The 26,243-nt window shown below is 62.4% G+C and carries 27 protein-coding genes; 14 read left to right on the forward strand and 13 right to left on the reverse strand.

Going from position 1 to position 26,243, the window contains the following annotated elements; genetic code table 11:
• Positions 1–35 precede the first annotated feature (35 nt).
• Genes HX783_RS09640 through dksA form a run of 3 tightly spaced genes read right to left on the reverse strand, consistent with a single transcriptional unit; the run spans position 36 to position 2,317 of the window.
• On the reverse strand, positions 36–680 hold the full coding sequence (locus tag HX783_RS09640) for a DUF1826 domain-containing protein (RefSeq protein WP_177016742.1): 645 nt from the start codon (positions 678–680) through the stop codon (positions 36–38).
• Positions 680–1,885, reverse strand: coding sequence for a zinc metallochaperone GTPase ZigA (zigA, locus tag HX783_RS09645; RefSeq protein WP_177016743.1), 1,206 nt, complete (start codon positions 1,883–1,885; stop codon positions 680–682). The genes HX783_RS09640 and zigA overlap by 1 nt, the downstream gene beginning before the upstream one ends.
• A 27-nt stretch (positions 1,886–1,912) precedes the next feature.
• The gene (gene dksA, locus HX783_RS09650; RefSeq protein ID WP_177016744.1) at positions 1,913–2,317 is read right to left on the reverse strand and encodes an RNA polymerase-binding protein DksA; all 405 of its coding nucleotides are present in this window, start codon (positions 2,315–2,317) and stop codon (positions 1,913–1,915) included.
• Positions 2,318–2,443: 126 nt separating this feature from the next.
• Here dksA and HX783_RS09655 point away from each other — a divergent pair, with 126 nt between their 5' ends.
• Positions 2,444–2,812: a glutamine synthetase gene (locus HX783_RS09655; RefSeq protein WP_159961170.1), complete on the forward strand. Its 369-nt coding sequence runs from the start codon at positions 2,444–2,446 to the stop codon at positions 2,810–2,812.
• On the opposite strand, the gene HX783_RS09660 is transcribed toward HX783_RS09655, so the two are convergent.
• The gene (locus HX783_RS09660; protein ID WP_177016745.1) at positions 2,809–4,020 is read right to left on the reverse strand and encodes an N-acetylmuramoyl-L-alanine amidase; all 1,212 of its coding nucleotides are present in this window, start codon (positions 4,018–4,020) and stop codon (positions 2,809–2,811) included. The genes HX783_RS09655 and HX783_RS09660 overlap by 4 nt on opposite strands.
• A 128-nt stretch (positions 4,021–4,148) precedes the next feature.
• On the opposite strand from HX783_RS09660, the gene folE2 reads away from it, so the two are divergent.
• From folE2 to HX783_RS09695, 7 genes are read left to right on the forward strand one after another with little or no spacing between them, the layout of a single operon-like run.
• Positions 4,149–5,045: a GTP cyclohydrolase FolE2 gene (folE2, locus tag HX783_RS09665; protein ID WP_177016746.1), complete on the forward strand. Its 897-nt coding sequence runs from the start codon at positions 4,149–4,151 to the stop codon at positions 5,043–5,045.
• Positions 5,042–5,710: a metal ABC transporter ATP-binding protein gene (locus HX783_RS09670; protein ID WP_177016747.1), complete on the forward strand. Its 669-nt coding sequence runs from the start codon at positions 5,042–5,044 to the stop codon at positions 5,708–5,710. Before folE2 ends, HX783_RS09670 begins: the two co-directional genes overlap by 4 nt.
• Entirely contained in the window at positions 5,710–6,576 is an 867-nt protein-coding gene (locus tag HX783_RS09675; protein WP_159961178.1) for a metal ABC transporter permease, read from the forward strand. The genes HX783_RS09670 and HX783_RS09675 overlap by 1 nt, the downstream gene beginning before the upstream one ends.
• An 11-nt stretch (positions 6,577–6,587) precedes the next feature.
• Positions 6,588–7,466: a metal ABC transporter substrate-binding protein gene (locus HX783_RS09680; protein WP_177016748.1), complete on the forward strand. Its 879-nt coding sequence runs from the start codon at positions 6,588–6,590 to the stop codon at positions 7,464–7,466.
• Complete coding sequence (gene hisI, locus HX783_RS09685) at positions 7,463–7,876, forward strand: phosphoribosyl-AMP cyclohydrolase (RefSeq protein WP_177016749.1); 414 nt, start codon at positions 7,463–7,465, stop codon at positions 7,874–7,876. Before HX783_RS09680 ends, hisI begins: the two co-directional genes overlap by 4 nt.
• Positions 7,873–8,433: a DapH/DapD/GlmU-related protein gene (locus HX783_RS09690; RefSeq protein ID WP_177016750.1), complete on the forward strand. Its 561-nt coding sequence runs from the start codon at positions 7,873–7,875 to the stop codon at positions 8,431–8,433. The genes hisI and HX783_RS09690 overlap by 4 nt, the downstream gene beginning before the upstream one ends.
• A 3-nt stretch (positions 8,434–8,436) precedes the next feature.
• Positions 8,437–9,774: a dihydroorotase gene (locus HX783_RS09695; RefSeq protein ID WP_177016751.1), complete on the forward strand. Its 1,338-nt coding sequence runs from the start codon at positions 8,437–8,439 to the stop codon at positions 9,772–9,774.
• Here HX783_RS09695 and HX783_RS09700 read toward each other — a convergent pair.
• Positions 9,771–10,292 (reverse strand): DUF3617 domain-containing protein, encoded by a 522-nt coding sequence (locus HX783_RS09700; RefSeq protein ID WP_159961188.1) that lies wholly within the window; start codon positions 10,290–10,292, stop codon positions 9,771–9,773. The two genes, HX783_RS09695 and HX783_RS09700, sit on opposite strands and share 4 nt — an antisense overlap.
• A 130-nt stretch (positions 10,293–10,422) precedes the next feature.
• On the opposite strand from HX783_RS09700, the gene cls reads away from it, so the two are divergent.
• A complete protein-coding gene (cls, locus tag HX783_RS09705) occupies positions 10,423–11,862 on the forward strand; it encodes a cardiolipin synthase (RefSeq protein ID WP_177016752.1) in 1,440 nt (479 codons plus the stop codon).
• A 135-nt stretch (positions 11,863–11,997) separates the two neighbouring features.
• Here cls and cfaB read toward each other — a convergent pair whose 3' ends face one another.
• From cfaB to hflK (HX783_RS09745), 8 genes are all read right to left on the reverse strand, one after another.
• Positions 11,998–13,182, reverse strand: coding sequence for a C17 cyclopropane fatty acid synthase CfaB (cfaB, locus tag HX783_RS09710; RefSeq protein ID WP_177016753.1), 1,185 nt, complete (start codon positions 13,180–13,182; stop codon positions 11,998–12,000).
• An 87-nt stretch (positions 13,183–13,269) separates the two neighbouring features.
• The gene (locus HX783_RS09715) at positions 13,270–14,058 is read right to left on the reverse strand and encodes a DNA-binding domain-containing protein (RefSeq protein ID WP_177016754.1); all 789 of its coding nucleotides are present in this window, start codon (positions 14,056–14,058) and stop codon (positions 13,270–13,272) included.
• On the reverse strand, positions 14,049–14,894 hold the full coding sequence (locus tag HX783_RS09720) for a DUF692 domain-containing protein (protein ID WP_159961196.1): 846 nt from the start codon (positions 14,892–14,894) through the stop codon (positions 14,049–14,051). The genes HX783_RS09715 and HX783_RS09720 overlap by 10 nt, the downstream gene beginning before the upstream one ends.
• Positions 14,895–14,961: 67 nt before the next feature.
• Positions 14,962–15,216, reverse strand: coding sequence for a hypothetical protein (locus HX783_RS09725; protein ID WP_177016755.1), 255 nt, complete (start codon positions 15,214–15,216; stop codon positions 14,962–14,964).
• 115 nt (positions 15,217–15,331) lie between these two features.
• Complete coding sequence (locus HX783_RS09730; RefSeq protein ID WP_177016756.1) at positions 15,332–17,218, reverse strand: cation-translocating P-type ATPase; 1,887 nt, start codon at positions 17,216–17,218, stop codon at positions 15,332–15,334.
• Positions 17,215–18,249: a protease modulator HflK gene (gene hflK / locus HX783_RS09735; RefSeq protein WP_177016757.1), complete on the reverse strand. Its 1,035-nt coding sequence runs from the start codon at positions 18,247–18,249 to the stop codon at positions 17,215–17,217. Before hflK (HX783_RS09735) ends, HX783_RS09730 begins: the two co-directional genes overlap by 4 nt.
• The gene (gene hflC, locus HX783_RS09740) at positions 18,246–19,241 is read right to left on the reverse strand and encodes a protease modulator HflC (protein ID WP_371317670.1); all 996 of its coding nucleotides are present in this window, start codon (positions 19,239–19,241) and stop codon (positions 18,246–18,248) included. The genes hflK (HX783_RS09735) and hflC overlap by 4 nt, the downstream gene beginning before the upstream one ends.
• A 9-nt stretch (positions 19,242–19,250) precedes the next feature.
• Positions 19,251–21,176 carry a protease modulator HflK gene (hflK, locus tag HX783_RS09745; RefSeq protein ID WP_177016758.1) on the reverse strand — a complete coding sequence of 642 codons (1,926 nt, stop codon included), beginning with the start codon at positions 21,174–21,176 and terminating at the stop codon, positions 19,251–19,253.
• Between the two features lie 319 nt (positions 21,177–21,495).
• On the opposite strand from hflK (HX783_RS09745), the gene HX783_RS09750 reads away from it, so the two are divergent.
• From HX783_RS09750 to HX783_RS09770, 5 genes are read left to right on the forward strand one after another with little or no spacing between them, the layout of a single operon-like run.
• Entirely contained in the window at positions 21,496–22,113 is a 618-nt protein-coding gene (locus tag HX783_RS09750) for a CDP-alcohol phosphatidyltransferase family protein (RefSeq protein ID WP_177016759.1), read from the forward strand.
• Positions 22,114–22,123: 10 nt separating this feature from the next.
• Positions 22,124–23,878: a bifunctional alpha/beta hydrolase/class I SAM-dependent methyltransferase gene (locus HX783_RS09755; RefSeq protein WP_177016760.1), complete on the forward strand. Its 1,755-nt coding sequence runs from the start codon at positions 22,124–22,126 to the stop codon at positions 23,876–23,878.
• A 2-nt stretch (positions 23,879–23,880) separates the two neighbouring features.
• Entirely contained in the window at positions 23,881–25,179 is a 1,299-nt protein-coding gene (locus tag HX783_RS09760) for a phosphatase PAP2/dual specificity phosphatase family protein (RefSeq protein ID WP_177016761.1), read from the forward strand.
• Positions 25,169–25,612, forward strand: coding sequence for a hypothetical protein (locus tag HX783_RS09765; RefSeq protein ID WP_159961214.1), 444 nt, complete (start codon positions 25,169–25,171; stop codon positions 25,610–25,612). Before HX783_RS09760 ends, HX783_RS09765 begins: the two co-directional genes overlap by 11 nt.
• Before the next feature lie 9 nt (positions 25,613–25,621).
• Positions 25,622–26,242: a 1-acyl-sn-glycerol-3-phosphate acyltransferase gene (locus tag HX783_RS09770; RefSeq protein ID WP_159961216.1), complete on the forward strand. Its 621-nt coding sequence runs from the start codon at positions 25,622–25,624 to the stop codon at positions 26,240–26,242.
• The last annotated feature ends 1 nt before the right edge of the window (position 26,243 follow it).

The following is a 26,243-nucleotide window of genomic DNA, read 5'->3' on the forward strand; positions in this document are numbered from 1 at the left end:
CATTCAGACCGTGTAGAGCGCTAGATCCTACTCGGTTATGCCAGCCAATCCAGCGTCAGGATCAAGCGCCGCTCATCAGTCTTGAGCGCGGGCGAGCGGTGAATCAGGCCGTGAGCTTCGTTGCCATGCCATTTGGTGCCCTTGAGCATGGCCACTTCGCCGCAGAGGATTTGCTCGATGCGCTCGGTTGGCTCGGCGTCCGGCTGGCCGAGCGTGCGGCGGTCCATCACGCCTTCGCGCAACCACTGGCTGCCGATGCCGGCGTAGGTGGTGATCAGCCGAACCGGCACGTGGTCGACGTGAAAACGCGGGCACATGGCCTTGTCCAGCAGCCGCAAGCGCACACCAATGCGCTTCGCACCGAGCAAACAGGCAAACGCGCTGACCAGCCACGACACATCGGCGACAAAGCCGTCGTAGCCTTCAAGATCGCGGCAACTGGATGCCAAACCCTGCAAGTTCGGTGTTGCGTCCTCGTCGTTGAGTTCAATCACCATGGAGTCGGCCAGCGGCTCGTCAAGCGCCACCAGCAAGGCACCAAATTCGGCGATGTGCAGCGGCAGTTGGCGCTGCCAGACCGCCAAATTCACACCGTCCTCAAGGATGTCAGCCAGCGCCAGCGGGGTTTCACCGCGAGTCTGGCGAATCACGGGAAGCAACGGGATAACCGGGGCCAGCATCAGGCTACCTGCTCGAACCAAGGGCCAAACGGGTCAGCCAACTGGCGCCAACCTTCGACGCCCAGGGCCATTTCTTCGTCGGTGAGCAAGCAGGCGTCCAGCTCGGCGCGCATCTGGCTGAAGTCGATATTTTGCCCGATAAACACCAGTTCCTGGCGGCAGTCACCGGTGCTCAGCTGCCAGTTGCCCATGATCGCCGCCACGCTTTCTTCATCCTGCGGCCACTGGCTTTTCGGCACAAAACGCCACCAGCGCCCGGCAAAACCATGGCGCATCAGCCCGCCCGCCTGGGACCAACTGCCCGCATCCTGGTGCTTGCTGGCCAGCCAGAAAAAGCCTTTGGAGCGCAGCAGTTTGCCGTTTACCCACGGGCGGTCGATGAAGTCGAAAAAACGCTGTGGATGAAACGGGCGGCGCGCACGGTAAGCCGTGGAGGCGATACCGTATTCTTCGGTTTCCGGCACATGTTCTCCGCGCAGTTCCTGCAACCAGCCCGGCGCCTGGGCGGCGCGTTCGAAGTCGAAGCGCCCAGTGTTGAGGATCTTGTTCAGCGGCACTTCGCCCATGACCATCGGGATGATTTCTGCCTGGGCGTTGAGGCGTTCGAGGATCGCCATCAGTTCTTCGCGCTCGCGGCTGCTGATCAGGTCGATTTTGCTGATCAGGATTACGTCGGCAAACTCGATCTGCTCGATCAGCAAGTCGGTGATCGAGCGTTCGTCCTCTTCGCCCAGGGTTTCGCCGCGTGAGGCCAGGCTTTCGGCGGCCTGGTAGTCGAGCAGGAAGTTCATGCCGTCGACCACGGTGACCATGGTGTCCAGGCGCGCAATGTCCGCCAGGCTTTGCTCGTTTTCATCGCGAAAAGTGAAGGTTTCGGCCACGGGCAATGGCTCGGAAATGCCGGTGGATTCGATCAACAGGTAATCGAACCGACCTTCCTTGGCGAGCTTTCCGACTTCTTCCAGCAAGTCTTCACGCAAGGTGCAGCAGATGCAGCCGTTGCTCATCTCCACCAATTTTTCTTCGGAGCGGTTGAGGGTGACGTCGCGCTGTACCTCGCTGCCGTCGATGTTGATTTCGCTCATGTCATTGACGATCACCGCCACCCGCAAGTTTTCGCGGTTGCGCAGGACGTAGTTGAGCAGCGTACTTTTGCCGGCGCCGAGAAAGCCGGACAACACGGTAACGGGGAGACGATTGGGCATCAGGTATTCCTCATCAGGGGTGGCCGGTCAAATCGCCCGTTTATGGCGTTCGCGCAGCTCTTCACGTTCTTTGGCTTCGATACTCAGGGTCGCGGTGGGGCGCAGCAGCAGGCGTTTCAGGCCAATTGGGTCGCCGGTTTCACGGCACCAGCCGTATTCGCCGCGGGCCAGCAGTTCAAGCGCGTCGTCGATCTTGTCCAGCAGCTTCTTTTCGCGCTCCAGCAGACGCAGTTGCCATTGGCGCTGTTCTTCGGCACTGCCGACATCGGCGGGGTCGCTGTTGGTTTCTTGCTCACGCAACACCAGGAACTCGGCATCAATGCGCCCCTGCAGTTCATAGCGCTGGGTCAGCAACAGCGCGCGGAAGAAACCTTGCTGGGCTTCATTCATGTAATCGGCGGGCGGTTGGGCCAGGAGGTCTTGTTCAGTCATGGAGAGCAGTTCACGGGTCAGGCTGTGTTTTTATGTTATAGTATAACAATGCAAATAAGCCAATCCCCCTTGCTCGCCACGACGAAGGGCGCAATGCTTCAACACGTCCCTATCCCGAGAAGCACTATGAAATACCTGGTGTGCGCCCTGTTATTGGCAGCGGCAGGACCGGCCTGCGCGCAAACGCCGAGCCTGTTGGCGAACTGCACGCGCAGCGCCAACCTGCTGGCCTGCGTAGACCCGTTGGGCAATGCCTACAGCGTGGCGACGGTGGGAAGTACCACCTACTTGCGCGGTTTTGAGGTGATCGGCAAACGCTACTGGGCACAGACCAACAGCCGCTATGGGCAGCTGACGTTCTTTACCGGGTTGGCGTCCGATGGTGAGGCGTGGGTCGGCTACACGCGCCGCGTGGGCTGGACCACCATCAACCGGTTTTCCAGTTCCGGTGGCGCCAGCGCCAAGTTCACGTGCAGCCGTGTTACCGGCTGTTAAACCTGGCCGCTCTTCTGCTCTTGAACCCAGGCCATGTAGCTGTTCATCGGCGGGTTCTTCTCGAAGTATTTTTTCAGACCGTCGAACAGGCCATCCGCCACCGCCTGCTGATGCCGTGCCGTCACCAGCCGCTGGGCGTCCTGGGTGTTGGAGATAAACCCGGTCTCGACCAGGATCGACGGCACGTCCGGTGACTTGAGTACCGCAAAACCCGCTTGCTCTACACGCTTCTGGTGCAGCGTGGTGATGCTTTGCAGGCTGCCCAGCACCGAGCTGCCCAGCTGCAGGCTGGAGGCGATGGTGGCGTTCATCGACATGTCGAGAATTACCCCGGCCAACATCGGGTCCTTGTCCTTGAGATTGAGCAAGGTGGTGGCGCCCAGCAGGTCGGCGCCGTTTTCGCGCTGCGCCATGAAACGCGCGGTGGCGGACGTCGCGCCGCCTTCCGACAGCGCGTATACCGAGGCGCCCGACGCCGTGAGCCGGGGCGCGGCATCGGCGTGCACCGAGATGAACATGTCGGCCTTGTGCTGACGGGCAATGTCCACGCGCTTGCGCAGCGGCACGAAGAAATCGTCGTTGCGCACCAGTTTCACGTCGAAGCCCTTCTCGCGCTTCAAACGTTTGGCCAACAGTTGGGCGATGGACAACACCACGTCTTTCTCGCGCTGGCCCTTGGAGCCGATAGCGCCCGGGTCTTTGCCGCCGTGGCCGGGGTCGACCACCACAATGATGTCGCGCTTGGGATGCGCCTTGTCCACCGGCGCCACCAAGGGCGGCGGCTCAGCGGCGATTTGGCGCGGGGCGCGGGTGGCGCTGCTCAGGTCGAGTACCAAGCGATGGCCCTGGCCATCCTGCGGCGGCAACAAGAAGCTGTTGAGCTGCATCGGCGCAATCAGGTCCAGCACGATACGCGTATCACTTTTACCGAAATGCCCGGAGCGAATCGAGGTAATGCCGCTGTTCTTCAACGCCAATTGGGAAAAGTCACCCGTGAGCCCTGCGCCGCTCAAGTCGATGATCAAGCGATCCGGCGAGGTCAGGGAAAAGGTCTTGTACTGCACCGGGCCGCTGAGATCGAACACCAGCCGCAGTTTGTCGTCGGAGCGCCACAGGCGCGCATTGCGAATTTGTGTGGCGAACGCCCCCAATGGAAAGGTGAACAGAGGGCTGACCAGCAGCAGGTTGAGTAGCTGACGTCTGTGCATGACATATACCGCAAATAGAGGAGCGTCCCTGCTCGACATGACTGAAGAAAGGCTGGAGCAGAAAAATCATCGTCGACTCAATAGTTATAATATAACATGTCTTTTTATTTCCAACGATGGACCTGCTCATGAATGCGCTGACTCTGCCGGATATCGCCGCGCAGGCTTCACGCCAAGCCTTGCCCCTCGACTGGGTAGGCATGTGCGGTATCGCCTTGCCGATCCTCATCGACGGCCAACGCCTGACCGCCACCGCCGATGCGGGCGTCAGCCTGGACGACGGCGAGGCGCGTGGCATTCATATGTCACGCCTGTACCTGACCCTGGAAATGCTCGACCAACAGCCGCTGACGCCTGCGCTTCTGCGTACTCTACTTGAGCGCTTTCTTGAGAGTCATGAAGGTTTATCTAAGAACGCCTACTTGCGAATCCACACTGATTTGCTGCTAAAACGCCCGGCGTTGGTCAGCCCATTGGCCGGCTGGAAGGGCTACCCGGTGTGCATCGAAGCGCGTCTGGAAAACCAGATGTTCCACGTGGAACTAAAAATTGACGTTACGTATTCCTCAACCTGCCCCTGCTCCGCTGCGCTCGCCAGGCAATTGATTCAGCAGCAGTTTCTCGAAGATTTCACCAACACGCCGTTGCAGCATGAAGACGTGCTGACCTGGCTCGGCAGCGCCAACGGCATCGTCGCCACGCCCCACAGCCAACGCAGCAGTGCTCAGCTCTGCATCCAGCTGGACGCCAACCAGTCCACTTTGCCGATCACCAACCTGATCGACGACGTAGAAGCCGCCCTCGGCACCGCCGTGCAAACCGCTGTGAAACGTGCGGACGAACAAGCCTTCGCCCTGGCCAACGGGCAGAACCTGATGTTCTGCGAAGACGCCGCCCGCCGCCTCAACCTCGCCTTGAAACGCTCGGATGCCGTCAAAGCCTTCCACCTGAAAGTGATCCACGCCGAAAGCCTGCACGCGCACGATGCCGTGGCTGAAAGCCGCTGGACGAGAGACTCTGCATGATCACCTGTAACGCTCTGCGCTGGGGTGCACCGGGGCAACCGCTCACCCCGGCGCTGGATTTGACCCTGGAAAAAGGCAGCCTCACCGGCATTATCGGCGCCAACGGCACCGGCAAAAGCAGCCTGCTCAAAGTGATCGCCGGCTTGCAAAAGCCGCTGGCGGGCAAGGTCAGTGTGGATGTTCCACGCCGTGGCGGCCTGTCGTTCCTGCCCCAGCAACAACACCTCGACAGACAGTTTCCGATCAGCCTGCAAGCGTTGGTCGCCGCCGGTTTCTGGGGCACCCAGCTCACCCCGCCACAACGCAGCGAACGCCTGCAAGCCGTGCTTGAAGATTGGTGCCTCAGCGGCCTGGAACATCGCCCGCTGATGGCCTTGTCCGGCGGCGAACTGCAACGCGCCCTGCTCGCGCGCATGAGCCTGGCCGAAGCGCCGGTGTTGTTGCTCGACGAGCCCCACGCCGCCCTCGACGAAGAAGGCCAGGCGCTGTGCTGGAAACACATCCACGCCTGGCACGATCAAGGCCGCACGCTGATCGTCGTCTGCCATGACCTGGCGTCCGTGCGCCACCACACCCAGAACGTGGTGCAGATAAAAAGCACCGGCTGCGTGTTCGGGCCCAGCAAAGAACTGATCCGTCCCCAAGCCCACATGCAGGTGGCCTGATGCACTTCGCCGCGCACTTGTGGATGCCCTTCCTCGACTTCGTTTTCATGCGCCGCGCACTCATCGGCGGGCTGGTGCTCGCCTGCAGCACCGCGCCGCTGGGTGTGTTCCTGATCCTGCGGCGCATGAGCCTGATCGGTGACGCCGTGGCCCACGGCATTCTGCCCGGCGCCGCACTGGGCTTCTGGTTTGCCGGGCTCAGCCTGCCCGCGCTGACCATCGGCGGCCTCGGCGCCGGGTTGAGCATGGCCGGTTTATCCGCATGGATCACCCGCCGCACCGGCCTGCGCGAAGACGCCAGCCTCGCCGCCATCTACCCCATTTCCCTCGCCGCCGGTGTGCTGATCCTCGGCATCGCCGGCAAGCGCCTGGACCTTTTGCACTTGCTGTTCGGCTCTGCGCTGGCCGTGGACGAAACCACCCTCACCGGCATGCTCTGGGTCTCCGGCTTCAGCTTGATCGCCATGGCGCTGATCTACAAACCGCTGTTGCTGGACACCCTCGACCCGCTGTTCCTGCAAACCGTCAGCCGCCTCGGCCCGCTCGCTCATGGGTTGTTCCTGACGCTGGTGGTGCTGAACCTGGTGATCGGCTTCCAGGCCATCGGCGCGTTGATGGTGGTGGGTTTGATGATGTTGCCGGCGATTGCTTCACGGTTCTGGAGCCGGCGCCTGCCGGTGTTGATTGCGGTGTCGGCGGTGCTGGGATGCCTGTCGGTGTGGTTCGGTTTATTGCTGTCGTTCTACTACTCACTGCCCAGCGGCCCGGCCATCGTGCTGGTGGCTGGCGGCGGGTATTTGCTTTCCGTGGTCTTCGGTCCGGTGCACGGCTTGCTGCGCCGCCCGCCCTCTCTTACATCCCAATGAGGTGTTTCCCGATGCGCGCTCTACTCGTGCTGTTCAGCCTGCTGCTGCCGTTGTCGATGGCTCAGGCCGCCGACAAACTCCAGGTGGTTACCAGCTTCAGTATTCTCGATGACATCACCCACCAGATCGGTGGCGATCACATCCAGATCAGCAACATGGTCGGCCCGGACGCCGACGCCCACACCTACGAACCCACGCCGGACGACGCCAAGGCGCTGCTCAAGGCCAAGGTAATCATCAAGAACGGTTTGGGCTTCGAGCCCTGGCTGGACCGCCTGGTGACCAGCACCGAAACCAAGGCCACGGTGGTGACCGCCAGCAAAGGCGTGATCTCCCACACCATGGACGAAGACGGCGAAACCATCCCCGACCCGCACGCCTGGCATAACCTGGCCAACGCCGAAATCTACGTCAACAACATCACCAAGGCGCTGATTGCCGCCGACCCGGCCAACAAAGCCGACTACCAACGCAACAGCCAAACCTACCTGAAAGAAATCTACCGCTTGCTGGCCGAAGCCAAAGCCAAGTTCGGCGCGCTGCCACCGGGCAACCGTCGCATCGTCACGTCCCATGACGCCTTCGGTTACCTCGGCCAGGCCTATGGCATCCAGTTCCTGGCGCCACAAGGCCTGTCGACTGAGCGCGAACCGTCTGCCGCCGAAGTCGCCGCGCTGATCACCCAGATCCGCAAAGACAAGGTCAAAGCCGTGTTCATGGAAAACATCAAGGACTCGCGCCTGCTCAAGCAGATTGCTGACGAAAGCGGCGCGCAAATCGGCGGCACCTTGTACTCCGACGCCCTCGCCGCCGAAGGCCCGGCCAGCACCTTCACCGGGCTGTTCGAATACAACCTCAACACCCTGTGCGCCGCCCTGAGCAAGCCATGACCCTGAGCATGCTCGACCTGGAAGGGGCTGCCCTCGGCAGCCGCTTTCCACTCGAACCCGTGCTCGACGCCCTGCCGTGGAACAGCGATGGCCTGATTGCCGCCATTGCCCAGCAACACGGCAGCGGCGAGGTGTTGATGCTGGCCTGGATGAACCGCCAGGCCCTCAATGAAACCCTGGCCACCGGCCAAGTCTGCTACTGGTCGCGCTCGCGCCAAGAGTTGTGGCGCAAAGGTGAAAGCTCCGGCCACTGGCAGCAGTTGGTCGAAGCGCGGCTCGATTGCGACGGCGACGCAGTGCTGCTGATCGTCGACCAGCAAGGCCCGGCCTGCCACACCGGCCGGCCCACCTGTTTCTACAACGCCATCGATGGCGCCTACGTTCATGTCATTACGGAGCCTGCTGCATGATCCGCAAAAACCCTTCCGGCGATCTGCCGGTGATTGCCGAATCGGCCTACGTCGATAAAACCGCAATCATCTGCGGCAAGGTCATCATCGGCGAGAACGTATTCGTCGGCCCCTACGCCGTGATCCGCGCCGACGAAGTCGATGCCACCGGCGACATGGACCCGATCACCATCGGCGCCAACTCGAACATTCAGGACGGCGTGGTCATCCACTCCAAATCCGGCGCGGCGGTGAACATCGGCGAGTTCACCTCCATCGCCCATCGTTCCATCGTCCACGGCCCCTGCACCGTCGGCGACCGTGTGTTCATCGGCTTCAACAGCGTGCTGTTCAACTGCGCCGTCGGCGATGGCTGCGTGGTGCGCCACAACTCGGTGGTGGATGGCCGCGACCTGCCCGCCGCCTTTTACGTGCCCTCCACCACCCGCATCGGGCCGAACACTGACCTGTCGCAATTCCCGCCGGTGAGTATCAGCGCCTCGGAGTTCTCCGAAGACGTGGCGCGCACCAACGTCGATTTAGTGCGTGGCTACAAAGCCTTGCAAAACGAGTTCTGAACCATGAGCCGCCTGCTGATTCGCAATGCCCGTCTGGTGAATGAAGGCCAGGAGTTTGACGCCGATGTACTGGTCGCCAATGGCCGTATCGAGAAGATCGCCGCCAGCCTCGAAGGCTACAACGAACCGGTGGAAATTGACGCACAAGGTCAGTGGCTGCTGCCGGGCATGATCGATGACCAGGTGCATTTCCGCGAACCCGGCGCGCCCGACAAAGGCAGCTTCTACAGCGAATCCCGTGCGGCAGTGGCCGGTGGCATCACCAGCTTCATGGACATGCCCAATACCCACCCCGCCACCTTGAACCTGGAAGCCCTGGCCGATAAAAAGCGCCGCGCCGCGTTGCACTCGGTGGCCAACTACGGCTTTCACTTTGGCGTGAGCAACGACAACCTCGACACCGTCGCCGCCCTCGACCCGCGCGAAGTGGCCGGGGTGAAAGTGTTCATGGGCGCCTCAACCGGTAACATGCTGGTGGACGACCCACGGATTCTGGAGCGACTGTTTGCCGAAGTGCCAACCATTCTGCTCGCTCATTGCGAACACACACCGAGCATCCTGGCCAACGAACAGCGTCTGCGTGAGCGCTTTGGCGACAATATCCCTGCCGTTGCCCATCCGCTGATTCGCGATGCCGAAGCCTGCTATCGCTCGTCGTCGTTTGCAGTGGAGCTGGCCAAGCGTCACGGCACGCGCCTGCATGTGCTGCACCTGACCAGCGCCCGCGAGCTGGCCTTATTCGAAGACAAACCCCTGGCCGAAAAACGCATCACCGCCGAGGTCTGCCTGCACCACTTGCTGTTCGATGACCGCGACTATCACCGCCTCGGCCACCAGATCAAATGCAACCCGGCGATCAAGACCTGCGCCGACCGCGACGCGCTGCGCCTGGCCTTGCTGAGTGACCGTCTGGATGTGATTGGCACTGATCATGCGCCGCATACCTGGGCGCAAAAACAGTTGGGCTACCGCGAAGCGCCCTCCGGCCTGCCGCTGGTGCAGCACGCGTTGCCGGCGTTGTTGGAGTTGGTGATCGACGGGCATCTGCCGCTGACCACGCTGGTGGCTAAAACCAGTCACCGTGTCGCTGACCTGTTCGCCATCCCGGACCGCGGCTATCTACGCGAAGGCTATTGGGCTGACCTGGTGCTGATCAAGCCCGAGCCCGAAGGCAAACCCGTCAGCAGCCAGCCGATTCTCGCGCGCTGCGGCTGGACGCCTTTCGCCGAGCGCAGCTTTCGCCACAGCGTCAGCACCACGCTGGTGTCCGGCCACCTGGCGTGGCACAACGGCCAGGTGGTCGACAGCTGCCAGGGGTTGCCCCTGCACTTTTTGCGTTAGGCGCGGGGTTTGACCGTACCGCAATCGTTGCCCAGCCACTGGGCGTGCGTGTCGAGGCTGCCCTTTTGCTGGATGCCGGTGGCATTGAAGGTGCCGTTCACGGTGGTGGTGAATTCCTGCTGGCTCTGGAACGTGGCAACGCCGGTGCCTTGGGCTTTCGGGCAGCTGAAACGGAATTTCCACTGGTTGCCGGTCTTGTCGGTCACTTCCTGTTTGCAGCCCGACTGCGGGTCGGTCAGGGGAATGGAATCCGACGCGACTTGGGCGGGCGTCAGGCAAACCTGCACGCCTTTGCCGGCCATGGTGATGCCTTGTTTTTCCAGCATGGCGCGCTGTTCGGGTGTCATCTGTTGCTTGAGCTGACCGAGGATCAGCGACAGGTCCGGCAAGTCCTGGTTATCGACTTTCATATTACTGGTGGTCAATTCCCACAAGCCCGGCGCCAGCATCTGCGCCTGAGCCGCCACGGGCAGCGACAATCCAACAACCATGGCCAAACTGAGCAGACGAGCATTCATCGGGTAACTCCTGGGTAATTGTGGGCGTTAGACGCCGCAAAGGTGTCAGTGTTGCATGGCAAATAAAATAGCGACATTCACTGCGGTTCATGGTCTGTTAGGCACTTGATTGCCTGGAGTTAAGTCATTCATGGATTTTTTTGGCCCGCACCTGCTCGCCTACTTCATTGCCACGTTGCACTTTCTCGGGACTCTGGCCGCGATCCACGCGGTGCTGACGGTCAGGACGGCCCAAGGCTCGATTGCCTGGGCGTTGTCGTTGATGTTCATGCCGTACCTGACGCTGATTCCCTACCTGATTTTCGGCCGCAGTACCTTCGACGCGTACATCCAGGCGCGGCGCCAGGCCAACCAGGAAATGCACACCGCCATCACCGAGCTGAACTGGCGCCCCTGGGTCGAAGAGGCCCTGGCCGCGCGCAACTCCAGCGCCTATGGCTCGCTGCGCGCCATGCCCAAACTGGGGCGCATGCCGTGCCTGGCCAACAATCAAGTACGCTTGTTGATCAATGGCGACGCCACGTTCAGCGCGATCTTCGAGGCGATTCGCAACGCCAAAACGGCGGTGCTGTTCCAGTTTTTCATCATTCATGACGACGAGCTCGGGAGGCAGTTGCACGCCTTGCTGAAGGAAAAAGCTGCCGAAGGCGTAGACATTCACGTGCTCTACGACCGCATCGGCAGCCACGCCCTGCCCCACCGCTACGTGCAATCGCTGCGCGACGCCGGGGTCAAAGTCAAAGCGTTCGCCACCCGCAGCGGCTGGCTTAACCGGTTCCAGGTCAACTTCCGCAACCACCGCAAGATCGTGGTGGTGGACGGCATCACCGGGTTTGTCGGCGGGCATAACGTCGGCGATGAATATCTGGGTAAAAAACCACCGCTGGCGCCGTGGCGCGATACCCACGTGCAAGTTACCGGCCCGGTGGTGGCGTGCTTGCAGGAGTCGTTTGCCGAAGATTGGTTCTGGGCCGCGCGCGAGCTGCCGCCGCTGATCCTGCCGGACGCTTACCCCGAAGACGGCGTGCTCTGCCAATTGCTCGCCAGCGGCCCGGCCGACCCGTACGAAACCTGCTCGCTGTTTTTCGTCGAGGCCATCCACGCGGCGACCGAACGCGTGTGGATCACCAGCCCATATTTCGTGCCCGATGAGGCGGTGTTCTCCGCCCTGCGCCTGGCGGTTCTGCGTGGCGTAGATGTACGCCTGCTGCTGCCGTCGCGGCCCGACCACCGCATTGTGTATGCCGCCTCCAGCCTCTACGCCATCGAAGCGGTGCGCGCCGGGGTGCGGGTGTTCCGCTATAAACCGGGCTTCCTGCACCAGAAAGTGGTGCTGGTCGACAGCGAAATCAGCGCCATCGGCAGTGCGAACATGGACAACCGTTCGTTCCGGCTGAATTTTGAAGTGATGTTGCTGACGGTGGATGAAGCGTTCGCCAGCGAAGTGGAGCAGATGCTGCTGGATGACTTTGCGTTGGCCCATGAAGTCAGCCAGGAAGAAAGCCGCGAGACGCGTCGCCTGCAACAGTTGGGCATGCGGGTTGCGCGGCTTATTTCACCCATCCTCTAACAAACAACACAGAAACAAATGTGGGAGCTGGCTTGCCTGCGATAGCGGTGAGTCAGTAACCCATAAGGTCCTGATACACCGCCATCGCAGGCAAGCCAGCTCCCACAGTTTTTGATCCCCAGTGTGTTTTGAAGATCAGCGGTAGATATCTTCCCGCGTCCACGGCAGTTCATGACTGCCATCGGCATGCGGTTTCACCGCCAATATCTGGTGCAGGTTGATCCAGCCCCGCGCAAACGCATACGCGCAGCCAGCCAGGTACAGCCGCCAGATGCGCAACGCTTGCTCCGGCACCATCTTCGCCGCCGCTTCCAGGTTGTCTTCCAGGCGTTCGCTCCAATGGTCCAGCGTGCGCGCGTAGTGCAGGCGCAGGCTTTCGACGTCGACCACTTCCAGCCCGACCTCACTGATTTCCGCGGTCATCATCGCCAGGTGCGGCAGCTCGCCGTTGGGGAACACATACCGCTCGATAAAATCCCCGGCGCCACGGCCCACGGGGCGGCCGTCGGTGTGCTTGGCGGTAATGCCGTGGTTCATCACCAGGCCGCCTTCACGCACCGCGCCAAACAGGGTTTTGCAGTACTGCGCCAGGTTGGCGTGGCCGACGTGTTCGAACATGCCCACGCTCACCACTTTGTCGAAACGGCCGTCTTGAGGCAGGTCGCGGTAGTCGAGCAGTTGCAGGTCCACCTGGCCTTCCAGGCCCTCAGCTTTGACCCGTTCGCGGGCCAGCGCGAGCTGCTCTTTGCTCAGGGTGATACCAAACACCTTGACCCCGAACTCACGCGCGGCAAAACGCGCCAGCCCGCCCCAACCACAGCCAACGTCGAGCAAATACTCACCCGGCTGCAAACGCAACTTGCGGCACAGGTGGCGGAATTTGTCTTGTTGAGCCTGGTCGATGGATTCGCTGCCGGTTTCGAAATAACCGCAGGAGTACGCCATGTCCTGATCCAGCCATAGCTGGTAGAACTCGTTGGACAGGTCGTAATGGTAGGAAATGGCGGCTGCGTCAGTAGCCTTGTCGTGGATCGAGCGCACCGGACGACTCCCCTCGTCGTCATCGATCAAGGCGTGACTCAGCTCGTCACACACCCGGATCACTTCGGTGATGGAGCCTTCCAGCTCCAATTTGCCCTCGACGAAGGCTTCGCCCAATGAGTCGAGCGTTGGATGGGTCAGGCTGGAGACGACCGTGGGGTCCTTCACCACGATGGTCACACTGGGCTCGGGGCCCAAGTTGAATTCATGGCCGTCCCAGAGTCGAAGACGCAGCGGTAGCTTGAGATTCTGTAAGGCCGGTGGAAGTTGCGCGAGCATGAGTAGTCCCCCCTTGTTTCAGACGTCTGGAGTGAGGGTAGACCATCCGAAGACAAAGTAGGAGGCTATCGATTTGATAGCGCTGATCTATGGGGCTCGAAACTCGAGCAAACCGTCTTGGATCCACTGTTTCAGCCACGTAACCGCTTGCAGCGGTGCACCCTCTCCAGTAGTGACTGCCAACTCTGCGCACAGTTCTGAAAAGTTCCAGCCGGTGGTGACCATGCCTGCCAGCGCGCAGGCTTCATCAGGCTCCAGGCTGCGGTAATGGCAGATATTCTGGTGACGCCACACCAGGCAAATCTGCGCCAGTTCCAGTGCGTGGCTGTGGGGGAAATCCGACTCATCCTTGCTCGCGCGCCAGATCGCCACACTATTGAAATGGCACAGCACCTGCTGCACCGAAGGCGCCAGGCTCACCTGCAACCCCGGCCAGTCTTCAGGCGCCAGTTGCGCCATGTCATTGAGGCTCAAAGGCTCACCCTGCGGCGCATCGAAGGCGAGGGTAAACGCCCACTCCAATCGCGCCAGCTCGGCCAGCGGCGTGCTCTGCTCCGCCACCAGATGCTCAACGAGAAATGCCGGAAACCGCTCGCCCAACCAACGCAGGCTGTAATGGGCCGACGGATAGCGCCGCACGTAGGCGTCTGTCAGTAACGCGAATTCGTCGTCACCCAACCAATACCAGATGGCGCTGAAGTCATGGCGCAACACTTCCTGCAGCCGCGAGACATAGGCGTTGTGATAAATCGCCAGGCCCGTGTCCACGTCCAGGGTCGGCCCGCCCAGCAAGGTGGCGGCAAAGCCACTGTTGGCCACCGAGCTTTCGGACAATAGATGCTGTTCAAAGGCCAGCTGCCAATCGATCAGGCGCATAACGCCCTCCTGGCCAACGCGCTGGCGCCCAGCTCACGGGCCTTGCTCAACTCGGTGAGCAACTCTTCGAACGGCGGGAAATGATCATCACGTTCCAACAGCGTCGACACCGGCCCCAACAGCTCCAGCGTCTGTTGATAAAGCGCCCACACCGGGTCACATACCGGGTGGTCATGGGTGTCGACCACGTAGTCGCCGTAATCCATATGCCCGGCCAGGTGCAGTTGGCGGATGCTTTCGGGCGGCAGATTGCGGATAAACGTCCAGGCGTCGAACCCGTGGTTACGCGAGCTGACATACACGTTGTTAACGTCCAGCAACAGCTGGCACCCGGTGAGGTGGGCCAGGGCGTTGAGAAATTCCCACTCGGTGAATTCGTCGGCCTTGGAGCGCACATAACTGGAGACGTTTTCCAGCACCAACGGGCGCTGCAATACGTCCTGCACTTGGCGTACGCGGCCGGCCACGTGGTAAAGGCTTTCTTCGGTGTAAGGCAGCGGCAGCAAGTCGTGCAGCTGGTGTGCGTTGCCGCGGCTCCAGCACAGATGATCGGAAATCCACGCGGGCTGAATGCGCTCGGCGAGCTGTTTGATGTGTTTCAGGTAATCGGTATCGAGGGCATGCGGCCCACCGATGGACAGGGACACACCGTGCATCACCAAGGGATAGCGCTCGGCTATCGCGTCCAGGTAATACAAGGCTTTACCGCCCTGGACCAGATAATTCTCGGAGATCACTTCGAACCAATCCACGGCCGGCGATTGTTCAAGGATCTGCTGGTAGTACTCACTGCGTAAACCCAGGCCGTAACCCAGACTTGGAAGGGACGCGGACATGACTCACTCCAGGGCAAAGTGTCCGCAGCGGTGGGGGGCGTCCGCTGCGGGTGCACTCGGTTGCCGGTTATTCGCCGACGGTGCCGCCAGCCTTCATGCAGGCATCAGCCGAAGGCTTGGCAACGAAGCCCTGGCCTTTGCAAGAACCCAGACCTTTGCACGCGTGGTCCTTGGTTTTGCAGTCGTTCTGGCCTTTGCAGGCGTTGATGCCGTAGCAGTGCACGGCCGTGTCAGCGGCTTGAGCCTGAGTCACAACACCAGCAAACATGGTAGCGGCGGCCATTGCGAGAGCGGCACCAGCAGCAGCGGATTTGAAGTTCATTTTGTAGTCCTCATGATCGGTAGGGTGTCGGTCCAAACGGATTGTTCAGTCTCGACATACCACTAGAGTGAGGTCCCTTATCGGCGTTACAGCTGTGTGCAAATATTTCTGAAAATTATTCTTCGAGCTTCAAAAGCGGCTCCTGAAAGCGCAGCAAACGCCCGGCATTGCCCAGTACCAGCAAGGTGCTGAGGTTATGCAATACCGCCGCAATCATCGCGCCGGCCGCGCCCAGCCAGCCAAATGCGGCGAACACCACGATGGCCAGCGTCCAGCCCAAGCCGATGATCACGTTGACCTGCAACGTGTGTCGGCACTGGCGGCTCAAGCGCACACAGGTGCCCAGGCGGCGCAGGTCGCTGCCGATCAACACCACGTCCGCAGACGCGAGTGCGATGTCCGCCCCGCCCGCGCCCATCGCCACGCCCACCACGCCCGCCTTGAGCGCCAGCGAGTCGTTGATGCCATCGCCCACCACCATCGGCCGGAAACCGCTGCCGATTTCCCCCAGCACGCGGTTGAGTTTGTCTTCCGGTAAGGCCTGGGCTTCGACATCGCTGATGCCCACGTCCAATGCCAGGCTGTCGGCAACGCTTTGGCGGTCGCCGGTCAACAGCAACTGGCGACCCAGGCCCAGGTCGCGTAGCTCTTGCAATGCCTGGCGTGCCTCCGGCTTGACGCTGTCGGCGAGCAACAGCCAGGCGAGGAATTGCCCGTTCAATGCCAGCCCGGCAATCGGACCATCGTGGTTCGGCACCTCAGTGGTCACGATGCCCAATTGCTCGAACAACTCCGGGCGCCCCAAGGCCGCTTCGCCCTGCTCGGTCCGCGCTACAACACCCAAGCCCTGGCGTTCGCGAATATCCGTGAGCACCAGCATCTGTTCCTGCGTCGCCAAGCCCGCCAACGCGCGGCTGACCGGGTGGCTGCTGGCCGAGCCAAGGCTGGCCGCCAGGTTCAGCAACACCTGCCGATCCGGCGCTGTGGTCTCGATGGATTGCAGACGCAGCGTGCCAAACGTCAGCGTACCGGTCTTGTCGACCACCAACGAAGTCAGGTCGGCCAGTTCCTCAAGAAACGCCGAGCTGCGAATCAAAATCCCGTGCCGCGCCGCCACCGCAATCCCGGCAATCGCCGTGGCCGGTGCCGACAGCACCAACGCACACGGGCACGCCGCCACCAGCACCGCCAACATCGCCTGGGCGTCATTGGTCACAAACCACGTCACCGCCGCCAGCAACAACACCAGCACCATATAGCTGCCGGCATACCGCTCCAGCAGCCGCGTGATCGGCGGCTTGGAACGTTCGGCGTTCTGCATCAGCGCGATGACTTTGCCCAAGGTCGATTCATGACCCGTGCGCGTCACTTCAAGGCGCAGCAAGCCATCCAGGTTGATCGCGCCACCAAACACCTGCACACCGACGCTGGCCTCCAACGGCACCGACTCGCCAGTGATCGGCGCCGTGTCCAGGCTCGCCTGGCCCGACAGCACTACGCCATCGGCGGGCACGCGGTCACCGGCGCGCACTTCGACGATATCGCCGGTGTTCAGCGTGCCGTTATCCACTTCCACAATGCTGCCGTCGGCCTGCACCAGCCGCGCATGGCTGCGGGTCAGTTTGCCCAAAGCATGAATCGCTTCCTGGGAGCCAATCACGCTGCGCTCTTCCAGCACGTGGCCGAAAATCATGATGATCGGCAGCAACGCAGCGGTCAGCAGGTCGCCCGTGGCCCACGCGCCAATCATCGCCAGGGCGATCAATTGGTCGGTGATGCCATGCAGGCTCGGGTAACGCAGGCTGTACCAGGCCGAGCGCATCACCGGCACGGCGACCAGCAAGGACGCGACGCCGAGCAGCAGTTGGCTCACGCCGTTCTGGTCCGGCGCCAGCCAGCGCCACACCAGGCCCAATACCAGTAAGCCCAGGGCCAACATGGCCAAGGTCAATTGCCGCGCAGCACTGCGCTGTTCGGCGGAAGTCAGCATAGGCGCGCTCATTGTTCGGCTCCCTGGATGATCAAGCGGGAGTCGTCTTTAGGATCGACCGTGGTCACGGAGCCGGCCTGGCCGAGAATCTTCGGCATCCGCTCGCGGTACAGACGCAGCAACAAACCTGGGTCTTTAACCTGAGCCAAGCTGGCGACAGTGGCGGTTTGCGCCTGGGCATTGGCCAGGCGTTCGCTGGCCTGGGCATGGGCGACTTGCACCAGCCGGTCAGCCTCTTGGTTGGCGGTCTGGGTGAGTTTTTCTGCGTCGGTACGCGCATTCGCTACGGCTTTATCGGCTTGCTGACTGGCGGTCAGCACGGCATTGAACGCATTCACCGCCGGGCCCGGCAGGCTCGACTGCACGTCAACACGGGTCACTTCAATGCCCAGTCCCAAACCGGTGGAGGCCAATTCCGCCAGGCGCTTGTTGATGCCTTGCACCAAGTCGCCACGCAACCGCTCACGACGTTCGGCGGCGCCATTATCGCTGCCGATCAGTTCAGGACGTGCCACCAGAATCGTGTCCAGGTCGCGCGCGGCCGTCAGCGCCACCGCGCTGCGCGTCACCAAGCGATCCAGCGCCGGCAGCACGTGTTCGCCTTGCAACACATACGCGTAGGGCTCGGTGACCTTATAGAACACCCGCACATCCAGCTGCACCACGCCGGCATCGCCGGTCAGCAGGTAACCGGAACCCGCCAGAGCATCGCTCAATGGCGTGGCAAAACTGGCCACGCGGTCGGCCTGGATAGCCGTGTCGGAGCGCAACAGGTTCTCCACCCGACGCTCTATCACTCGGTCGGCGGCCGGCAACAACACCACCTGCTCGAACGGCTGCGGCCACGCCAATAACAGCCCGGCGTTCTGAATGCGGTCGAGGGCGCCGAAGTGCAGCACCACGGCACGGTTCTGCGGGTCGATCTGGCGCACGTTGGAAAATGCCCAGGCCAACGCCGCCAACACGGTCACCGCGTACAGCGCCAGGAAGGTCAGGCGCCCGGCCTGAATCCACGGGCTGTCCGGGCTGTCACGCATCGTCATGGCTGAACATCCTTCGGCCCGTCCACCAGCGCGCGAAACGGCGCGGCGTCGGTGCGCAGGATGATTTTGGTGCCCGGCGTCACCACCGTGCCCAAGGTGTCCAGCGAGCGCAGCAAGTTGTACAGCTGCGGATTACCGGCGTAGGCGCGGCCATAAATCTGCGCCGCTTCAACCCGCGACTGCGCTTCGATATCGGCGGCTTTCACCGTGGCGTCGGCCTGCACGATGCGCGCATCGCGTTCGGCGGCGGAGCGAATCTGCGCCGCCTCTCGCTTGCCCACGGCGGTGCGTTCGGTGGCGATGGTTTCGCGCTCGGCGCGCATGCGGTCGACGGTGGCCGTGAGGGTTACCGAAGGCAAGGTCAGGCGCTCGACACCGACTTGCGCCACGCGCACGCCATAAGTGGTGAGCAATTGTTGATCAATCTGCTGGCGCAACTGCGCCTCGAAATCGGCGATGCGCACTTGGCTGGCGTCGGTGTTGATCAAACTGGACAGGTCAAAGCTGGCCGCGGTGGTTTCCAGCGCCGAGCCGACGAAGGTGCGAATTTGCCGCGCCGCTTCATCCGGCTGGTTCTGCACCGCACGCATAAAGCGCTGCACATTGTCGGCATCGCCCTGCACCTGCCACGCCACATAGGCCTGCACGATAATCCGCAGGCCGTCGCGGGTGCCCACATCCTGCAAACCGCTGGAGGTGGTGCGCAGACGCAGGTCCACCGGAATCGCCGCTTCGAACGGCGCCGGCCAGCGCCAGCCCAGGCCGGGCTCCAACAGCACCCGCGATGGGTTGCCGAACCGCGTAATCACCGTGGCTTCGCCCGAACGCACCTGCACCAGGCTGGCAGCCGCCACGGCAAACAGCACCAGCAACACCGCCCAGGCCATGCGCCGCCAAGGAAATGGGCCAGCGGCTTGTTCATCACCGTGGTGATGGTGGTGGTGGCCGTGAGGGTGGTGATGACCGTGATCGTGAGAATGAGCGCTCAACAGACAGACTCCTTATTGAACGGCTTTACGCGGCGCCATCGGGTCGGCCGGCAAAGTAAAAGAACGCAGATCGATCGTCGGCGCGCCATCGGCGCCCAGGCGGTGATCCAGAATAAGCAGCTTGGCGTGGGCCAGGCCTTGGCTGAGTTGGCCGAGGTACTGTTCCAGCACGAAGGCCTGGCCTGCAGCGGCATAGGCTTTTTGTTCGGCGCTGAACCTCAGGTCGGCCGCTTGGGCGCCGGCCTGCACTTCACGCGCAGTGGCCAAGGCCTGGTCGCGGGCGGTGCTGGCTTGCAGCAAGGCCTGGTTGGTCTGTTCGCTGGCGGCGCCGCGCTCGCGGGAGATCAGCGCCTGGGCCCCAATCTGCGCCGCCTGCACCGCGTGGTAAGCGTTTGCGGCGCCGGCCGGTGGGTGAATTGCTTCCACCACCGTGGCCAGAATTTCCACGCCACTGTCGAGTTTTTGCAGGTCCGCCTGCACCGAGCGGCCGATTTCGTCGGCCAGCTGGGTGCGTTGCTCGCCGAGCAATTCATCCAGCGTGCGCGAGGCAAAGTCGTGAACCAGAATGCGGCTGGCGGTGCTGCGGATCAGGGTCGGTACATCGGCGCTGTTATAGGTGGCGGCGAGCGCGGCCTTATCCGTCAGGCCGATGCGGTAGACAAAGCGCACGTCCATATTGACGATCTGGAAGCTCTGTTTGTCGCCACTGCTGCTGGCGATCACCTGGGCCTTGTCATTCACATGGCTGGCGTCCCACAAGCGGTTGGCAATCGTCGGCGCCGGGCCTTCAGCAGAAGCCAGCTCCGGTGCGGCAGCTTCGCTGACGCTGGTGGCCAGTTCATGCACCACACCGTTTTCCACGTTGATGACGCGGCCCAACGGCCAGGGCAACCCGGCATGCAAGCCAGGGCCGAACACTGCCACCGGTTTGCCGAAGCGCTCATAAATCCCACGGCCTTGCAGGGGCACTTCGTGCACGCCGGTCAGCGCCCAACCGACAGCCAGCACCACCAGCAGCACCGGCAGGAATGCCCGGCGCATGTAGGTAAAGGCCCAGATCTGGCGCAGGTCGATGCCAAAGCGGTTGTGCAACTCGTGCTGCAACGCCAGCAACGGCTGGGGCGGCCAGCGCAACAGCCCGGCGATAAAGCTCTGCGCCATCAAACGCGGTTCGAGGCGTGGCTGGCGAGGGCTGAACAGTGAAAGGAGCGCCCGCAGCAAAAACTCCACCGCGACCAGCCCCGGCAGCAGGCCGATCAACACGGCCAAGCGCAATGGCCACACCGACTCCGCACCGGCAAACAGCAGGCAAATCGCGCTGACCACCAGGCAGGCAATCGCCACCCGGCTCAACTGCGCCAGCTGCGAGGCTTCCGGCCATTGGGCCGCCGTTTCCTGCGCCAAGCGGCGTTCGAACACCAGTAAACCAAAGGCCAACGCCAACCCAAGCGCAGCGCCGATACTCGCCGACTGCCCCACCGGCGCGGCGGGCAACGCCAGGTTCCAGAACTCGATGATGCTGACCAACGCCAGCAACGACCAGCCACTCAGCCACAGCACCGGCGCGCCAACCTGCGCGAGCAGGCCGCTACCGAAACGCCCGAGCAGGCGCGTGTACCCGCCGGTGTCTTCAACCGGCAGTTCGATCACTTCAGCCGTCGGCGCTTCCAGCGCCTGGGCGCGCCAATCGGCGACCCACCACGCCGATTGCAACCCGGCCACCAGCACCAGCAAGGCCGACGCGCAGTTGATCAACACCACCGGCCAGATCGACAGCGGCGCAAACAGGGCGACAAACAGCGCCAGCACCCAACCGCAAACAGCCAGGGCCGTCAGGCTGATGCCGGCCTGGCGCAATCGACGGGCATGAAACAGTCCCTGCTGAAAACGCGGCAGGCCTTCCACCGAAGCGCCGTCAGCTTCTAGATCCACTTGCATCCGCTCAACGCCCGCTTGTACACAATTCGTTACGATATAACACGCAGCGTGAAATTTTTGTTCGAAAACAACACAAAACCCCTGTGGGAGCGGCGGTGCGACGATTCGACTTGCTCGCGAATGCGGTGGTTCAGCCAGCTCATTTGTAACTGACCCACCGCATTCGCGAGCAAGCCCGCTCCCACATTTACTCTTCGGCGCCTGCAAGAGCGTGACTAAACCCCCAGAAACACGAGCCATCACTGGTGCAGGCACGGATTAATCGGCACACTCCAACACAGTTTTTCGCGGGTCCACGGACAAGGAAGCGTCATCCCCCATGATTTCGATCTATCAGCTCAAGCCGCGTTTTCAAAACCTGCTGCGCCCCCTTGTGCAGCGCCTCTACGACAACGGCACCACCGCCAACCAGATCACCGTGCTGGCCGGCGTGGTTTCCCTGTTGGTCGGCCTGCTGATCGCCTGCTTTGCCCAATACCTGTGGCTGTTTGCGCTGATCCCGCTGTGGATGATCCTGCGCATGGCGCTCAATGCCATCGACGGCATGCTCGCCCGGGAATTCGGCCAGCAGTCACGCCTGGGTGCTTATCTCAATGAACTGTGCGACGTGATCGCCGACAGCGCGCTGATCCTGCCCTTCGCACTGATCCCTGGTGTGAGCCTGGCGCCGGTGCTGCTGGTGGCATTGCTGGCGGTGTTCAGCGAATACGCCGGTGTGCTCGGGCCAATGGTGGGTGCGTCGCGGCGTTATGACGGGCCGATGGGCAAGAGTGATCGCGCCTTTGTACTCGGCGTGTTGGCCACCGGCGTGGCGCTGGGCTGGCTCGGCGCGGGCTGGGTCGACACGGTGATGTGGCTGGTCGCCGCCCTGCTTGCCTACACCTTGGTCAACCGTGTGCGCCAGGGTCTTAAAGAAACGACTTCCCCTTCTGCATAAGGAATTTGCGATGCGCGAACAGCAAGAGCACACCTTCAGTACCCATGATGGCGTCGAGCTTTTCTACCGGCACTGGCCGGCCACCGCCCCGCTTGGCGATGAGCCGCGCAAGGCGATCCTGCTGTTCCATCGCGGCCACGAGCATTCGGGGCGCATTGCCCACTTGGTCGATGAACTCGACCTGCCGCAGTTCGACTTCTTCGCCTGGGACGCCCGTGGCCACGGCCAGTCGCCCGGCGCGCGCGGCGACAGCCCCAGCTTCGCCACCAGTGCCCGTGACGTGCAAACCTTCCGCGACCACATCGGCGACACCTACGGCATCGAAGAACAAAACTGCGCGGTGATTGCCCAGAGCGTCGGCGCGGTGATAGCAGCCACGTGGGTGCACGATTACGCACCGAAAATCCGTGCGCTGGTGCTCGCTTCACCGGCGTTCAAGGTCAAGCTCTACGTGCCGTTCGCGCGGCCGGGCCTGGCGCTGATGCGCAGGTTTCGCGGCAACTTTTTCGTCAACAGTTACGTCAAGGCCAAGTTCCTCAGCCATGATCCTGAGCGCGTGGCGTCCTACGACAGCGACCCGCTGATCACCAAGGCGATTTCGGTGAATGTGCTGCTCGGCCTGTACGAAGCTGCCGACCGCGTCGTCGCCGATGCCCAGGCGATCCAGGTGCCGACGCAACTGCTGATCTCCGGCTCCGACTTCGTGGTGCACCGCAAACCCCAGCAGCAATTCTTCGACCGCCTCGGCAGCCTGAAAAAAGAACTGCACATCCTGCCCGGCTTCTTCCACGACACCCTCGGCGAACGCGACCGCGCCGTGGCCGTGAGCAGCGCCAAGCGCTTTATCCTGCAGAACTTCGCCCAGCCGTTGGACCGCGCCTCGCTGCTGGACGCCGACAAACTGGGCGCTACCTGCGCCGAATCCGAATCCCTCGCTGCACCGCTACCGCGCAACTCGTTGCGCGACCTGTACTGGCGCATGACCCGCGCCAGCATGGGCCTGGGCAAGAACCTCTCGGACGGGGTGAAACTGGGCTTCGACACCGGCTTCGACTCCGGCAGCACCCTCGATTACGTGTACCGCAACAAGCCTACCGGCAAGGGCGGGTTGGGGCGGATGATCGACACCAACTACCTCAACTCTATCGGCTGGCGCGGCATTCGTCAGCGCAAGCTGAACGTCGAAGAATTGCTGCGCCTGGCCATGGCCAAGTTGCGCAGTGATGATCGCGAAGTGCGCATCGTCGACATCGCGGCGGGCCACGGCCGCTACATTCTGGAAGCCTTGCAGGGCGTGTCGCCGCTGCCGGAATCGATCCTGCTGCGCGACTACAGCGACATCAACGTGCGCGACGGTGGCGCGCTGATTCGCGAAAAAGGCCTGGGGGATATCGCCCAGTTCGTAAAAGGTGATGCGTTTGATCGCGCGGACCTGGCGGCGCTGGAGCCCAAGCCGACCTTGGCGGTGGTGTCCGGGTTGTATGAGCTGTTTGCCGACAACGGCATGGTTGGCGGCTCGTTGGCCGGTCTCGCCGAAGCCGTGGAGCCCGGCGGTTACCTGGTTTACACCGGCCAGCCGTGGCACCCGCAGCTGGAGCTGATCGCCCGCGCACTGACCAGCCACCGCCAGGGCCAGGCCTGGGTGATGCGCCGGCGCAGCCAGGCGGAAATGGATCAACTCGTCGAGGCCGCAGGCTTTCGCAAGATCACTCAGCGTGTGGACGAATGGGGCATTTTCACTGTGTCTCTGGCACAGAAGATCTGAGCATGCGCGAACCCGGCCTATTGAAACCAGCGGTCCTCTGGCTGCTGCTGTTGGCGCCGCTGTTTTTCAGCACCTACGGCTTTGCCACGTGGGTCACCAGCCAGCGCAGCGACGTCGGCACGCTGGTGTTCGGCTGGGAAACCCATATGCCGTTCTGGGCCTGGACCATCGTGCCCTACTGGTCCATCGACCTGCTTTACGGCTTCTCACTGCTGCTGCCCAACAGCCGACAAGAACTGAAACAACACGCCCTGCGCTTGCTGACGGCACAAGTGATTGCCGTGAGCTGCTTCCTGATCTGGCCGCTGCGCTTCACCTTCGAGCGGCCGGAGCTGGACGGCGTGTTCGGCTGGCTGTTTGCGGTGTTGGCGGGCTTCGACAAGCCGTTCAACCAGGCGCCGTCGCTGCACATCGCGCTGCTGGTGATCCTGTGGGTCATGTACCAGCGCCACACCCAAGGCTTTTGGCGCTGGGTGGTGCACGGGTGGTTCGCGCTGATCGGTATTTCGGTGCTGACCACTTATCAACATCACTTTATCGACTTACCCACAGGCGCGCTCGCCGGCTGGCTGTGCGTATGGCTGTGGCCGCTGGAACACCCGAGCCCGCTGTTGAATGTGCGGCTTACGCGGGACCGAAAACGCTGGCGGCTGGGCGTGCGCTACGGCCTGGGCGCGGTGGCCTTGGTGATTCTCGCGCTGGCTCTCGGCGGCTGGTGGCTGTGGTTGCTGTGGCCGGCGGTTTCCCTGGGGTTGATCAAGGCCAATTACTTCGTGCTGGGCGCGCCGGGCTTTCAGAAACGCGCCGATGGAACGCTGACGCCCGCCGCGCGCTGGCTGTATGCGCCCTACCTGGCGGCGGCGTGGCTCAACTCACGCCTGTGGACACGCAAGCATCCACAGCCGGACCTGATTGTGGATAACGTTTGGCTTGGGCGAATTCCCACTACGAGTGAGCAAGGTTCATTCACGGCCATCGTCGATCTCTGCGCCGAATTGCCGATTAATCCACTGGGCCGTGAGTATGCATGCGTCCCCGTGCTGGACCTGATCGCGCCGACACCCGCCGAATGCCTGCACGCCGCGCAGGCTATTGAACGCTTGCGCGCAAACGGACCTTTACTGGTGTGTTGCGCCCTCGGCTACTCGCGCAGCGCTACCGCCGTCGCCGCCTGGCTGCTGCACAGCGGGCGCGCGGCTACGGTCGATGCGGCACTGGCTATTATTCGTACAGCGCGGGCCCATGTGGTCCTGCACCCTGCTCACCGTGAAGCGTTGGAGGGCTTAGCCCATGCCCGCTGATATGGAACTCCAAGTGGTCGCCAGCCTGCTGCGTCGCGGCCGCTCGCTGGATCAGTTATCCACAGGCCTGACGCTGCTCGGCGTGTTATTCGGCCTGGCTCAACTGCTGATGGCGAGCATTTCGCCGATCTGCCTGCTGCTCAGCCTGTGGATGATTATCCTCGGGCTGCTGCAAAAGTACTGGGCGCTGCGCGTCGCCTTCGACGCCGACCTGTTCGCCCTGCTCGCCCGCGACACCGACCGCACCCCGGACCTTGACCAGGCCCTGCAAAGCCTTGGCCTGCAGTCGGCCAAGCGAGCCGGCCGGCCGTGGACCGAACGTCGTCGCGGCGCCCTCAAACTGCTGCGCAAGCAAGCCTGGTTGTTGGGCGCGCAAGTGCTGCTGACCCTGGCCGTGATCCTCGCCAGCCCTTGGCTACCTTTCGCCGGATAAGGAATCCCCATGTTCGAACCCGTGGTTGCCACCCTGATCACTTCAATGGCCCGCACCGTCACCGGCGCCCGCAGCCTGTGGCTGGGTTGTGCGCCGGTACCGGTGCAACGCATCTATTTCGCCAACCACAGCAGCCACGGCGACTTCGTGCTGGTGTGGGCGTCGCTGCCGCAGAACCTGCGCAAGTTCACGCGCCCGGTGGCCGGCAGCGATTACTGGAACAAAAGTGCGCTGCGTCGCTACATCATCAACCGCGTGTTCAACGGCGTGCTGATTGATCGCGAACGCAAAGACCCTGTGGATAACCCATTGCAGCCCATGCTCGCGGCGCTGGAAGGTGGCGACTCGCTGATCATCTTCCCCGAAGGCACGCGCAATCTCGAAGACGGACTGCTGCCGTTCAAAAGCGGCCTGTATCACCTGGCAAAAAGTTACCCACAGGCCGAACTGATCCCGGTGTGGATCGCCAACCTCAACCGGGTCATGCCCAAGGGTCGCGTACTGCCGCTGCCATTGTTGTGCACCACCAGCTTCGGCGCGCCGCTGCAATTGGAAGACGGCGAAGACAAAGCCGCCTTCCTCGCCCGCACCCGCGACGCCCTGCTCGCCCTTGCCCCGGAGCATGTCTGAC

It is taken from the genome of Pseudomonas sp. D2002 (genome assembly GCF_013385735.1).
Classification (GTDB): domain Bacteria; phylum Pseudomonadota; class Gammaproteobacteria; order Pseudomonadales; family Pseudomonadaceae; genus Aquipseudomonas.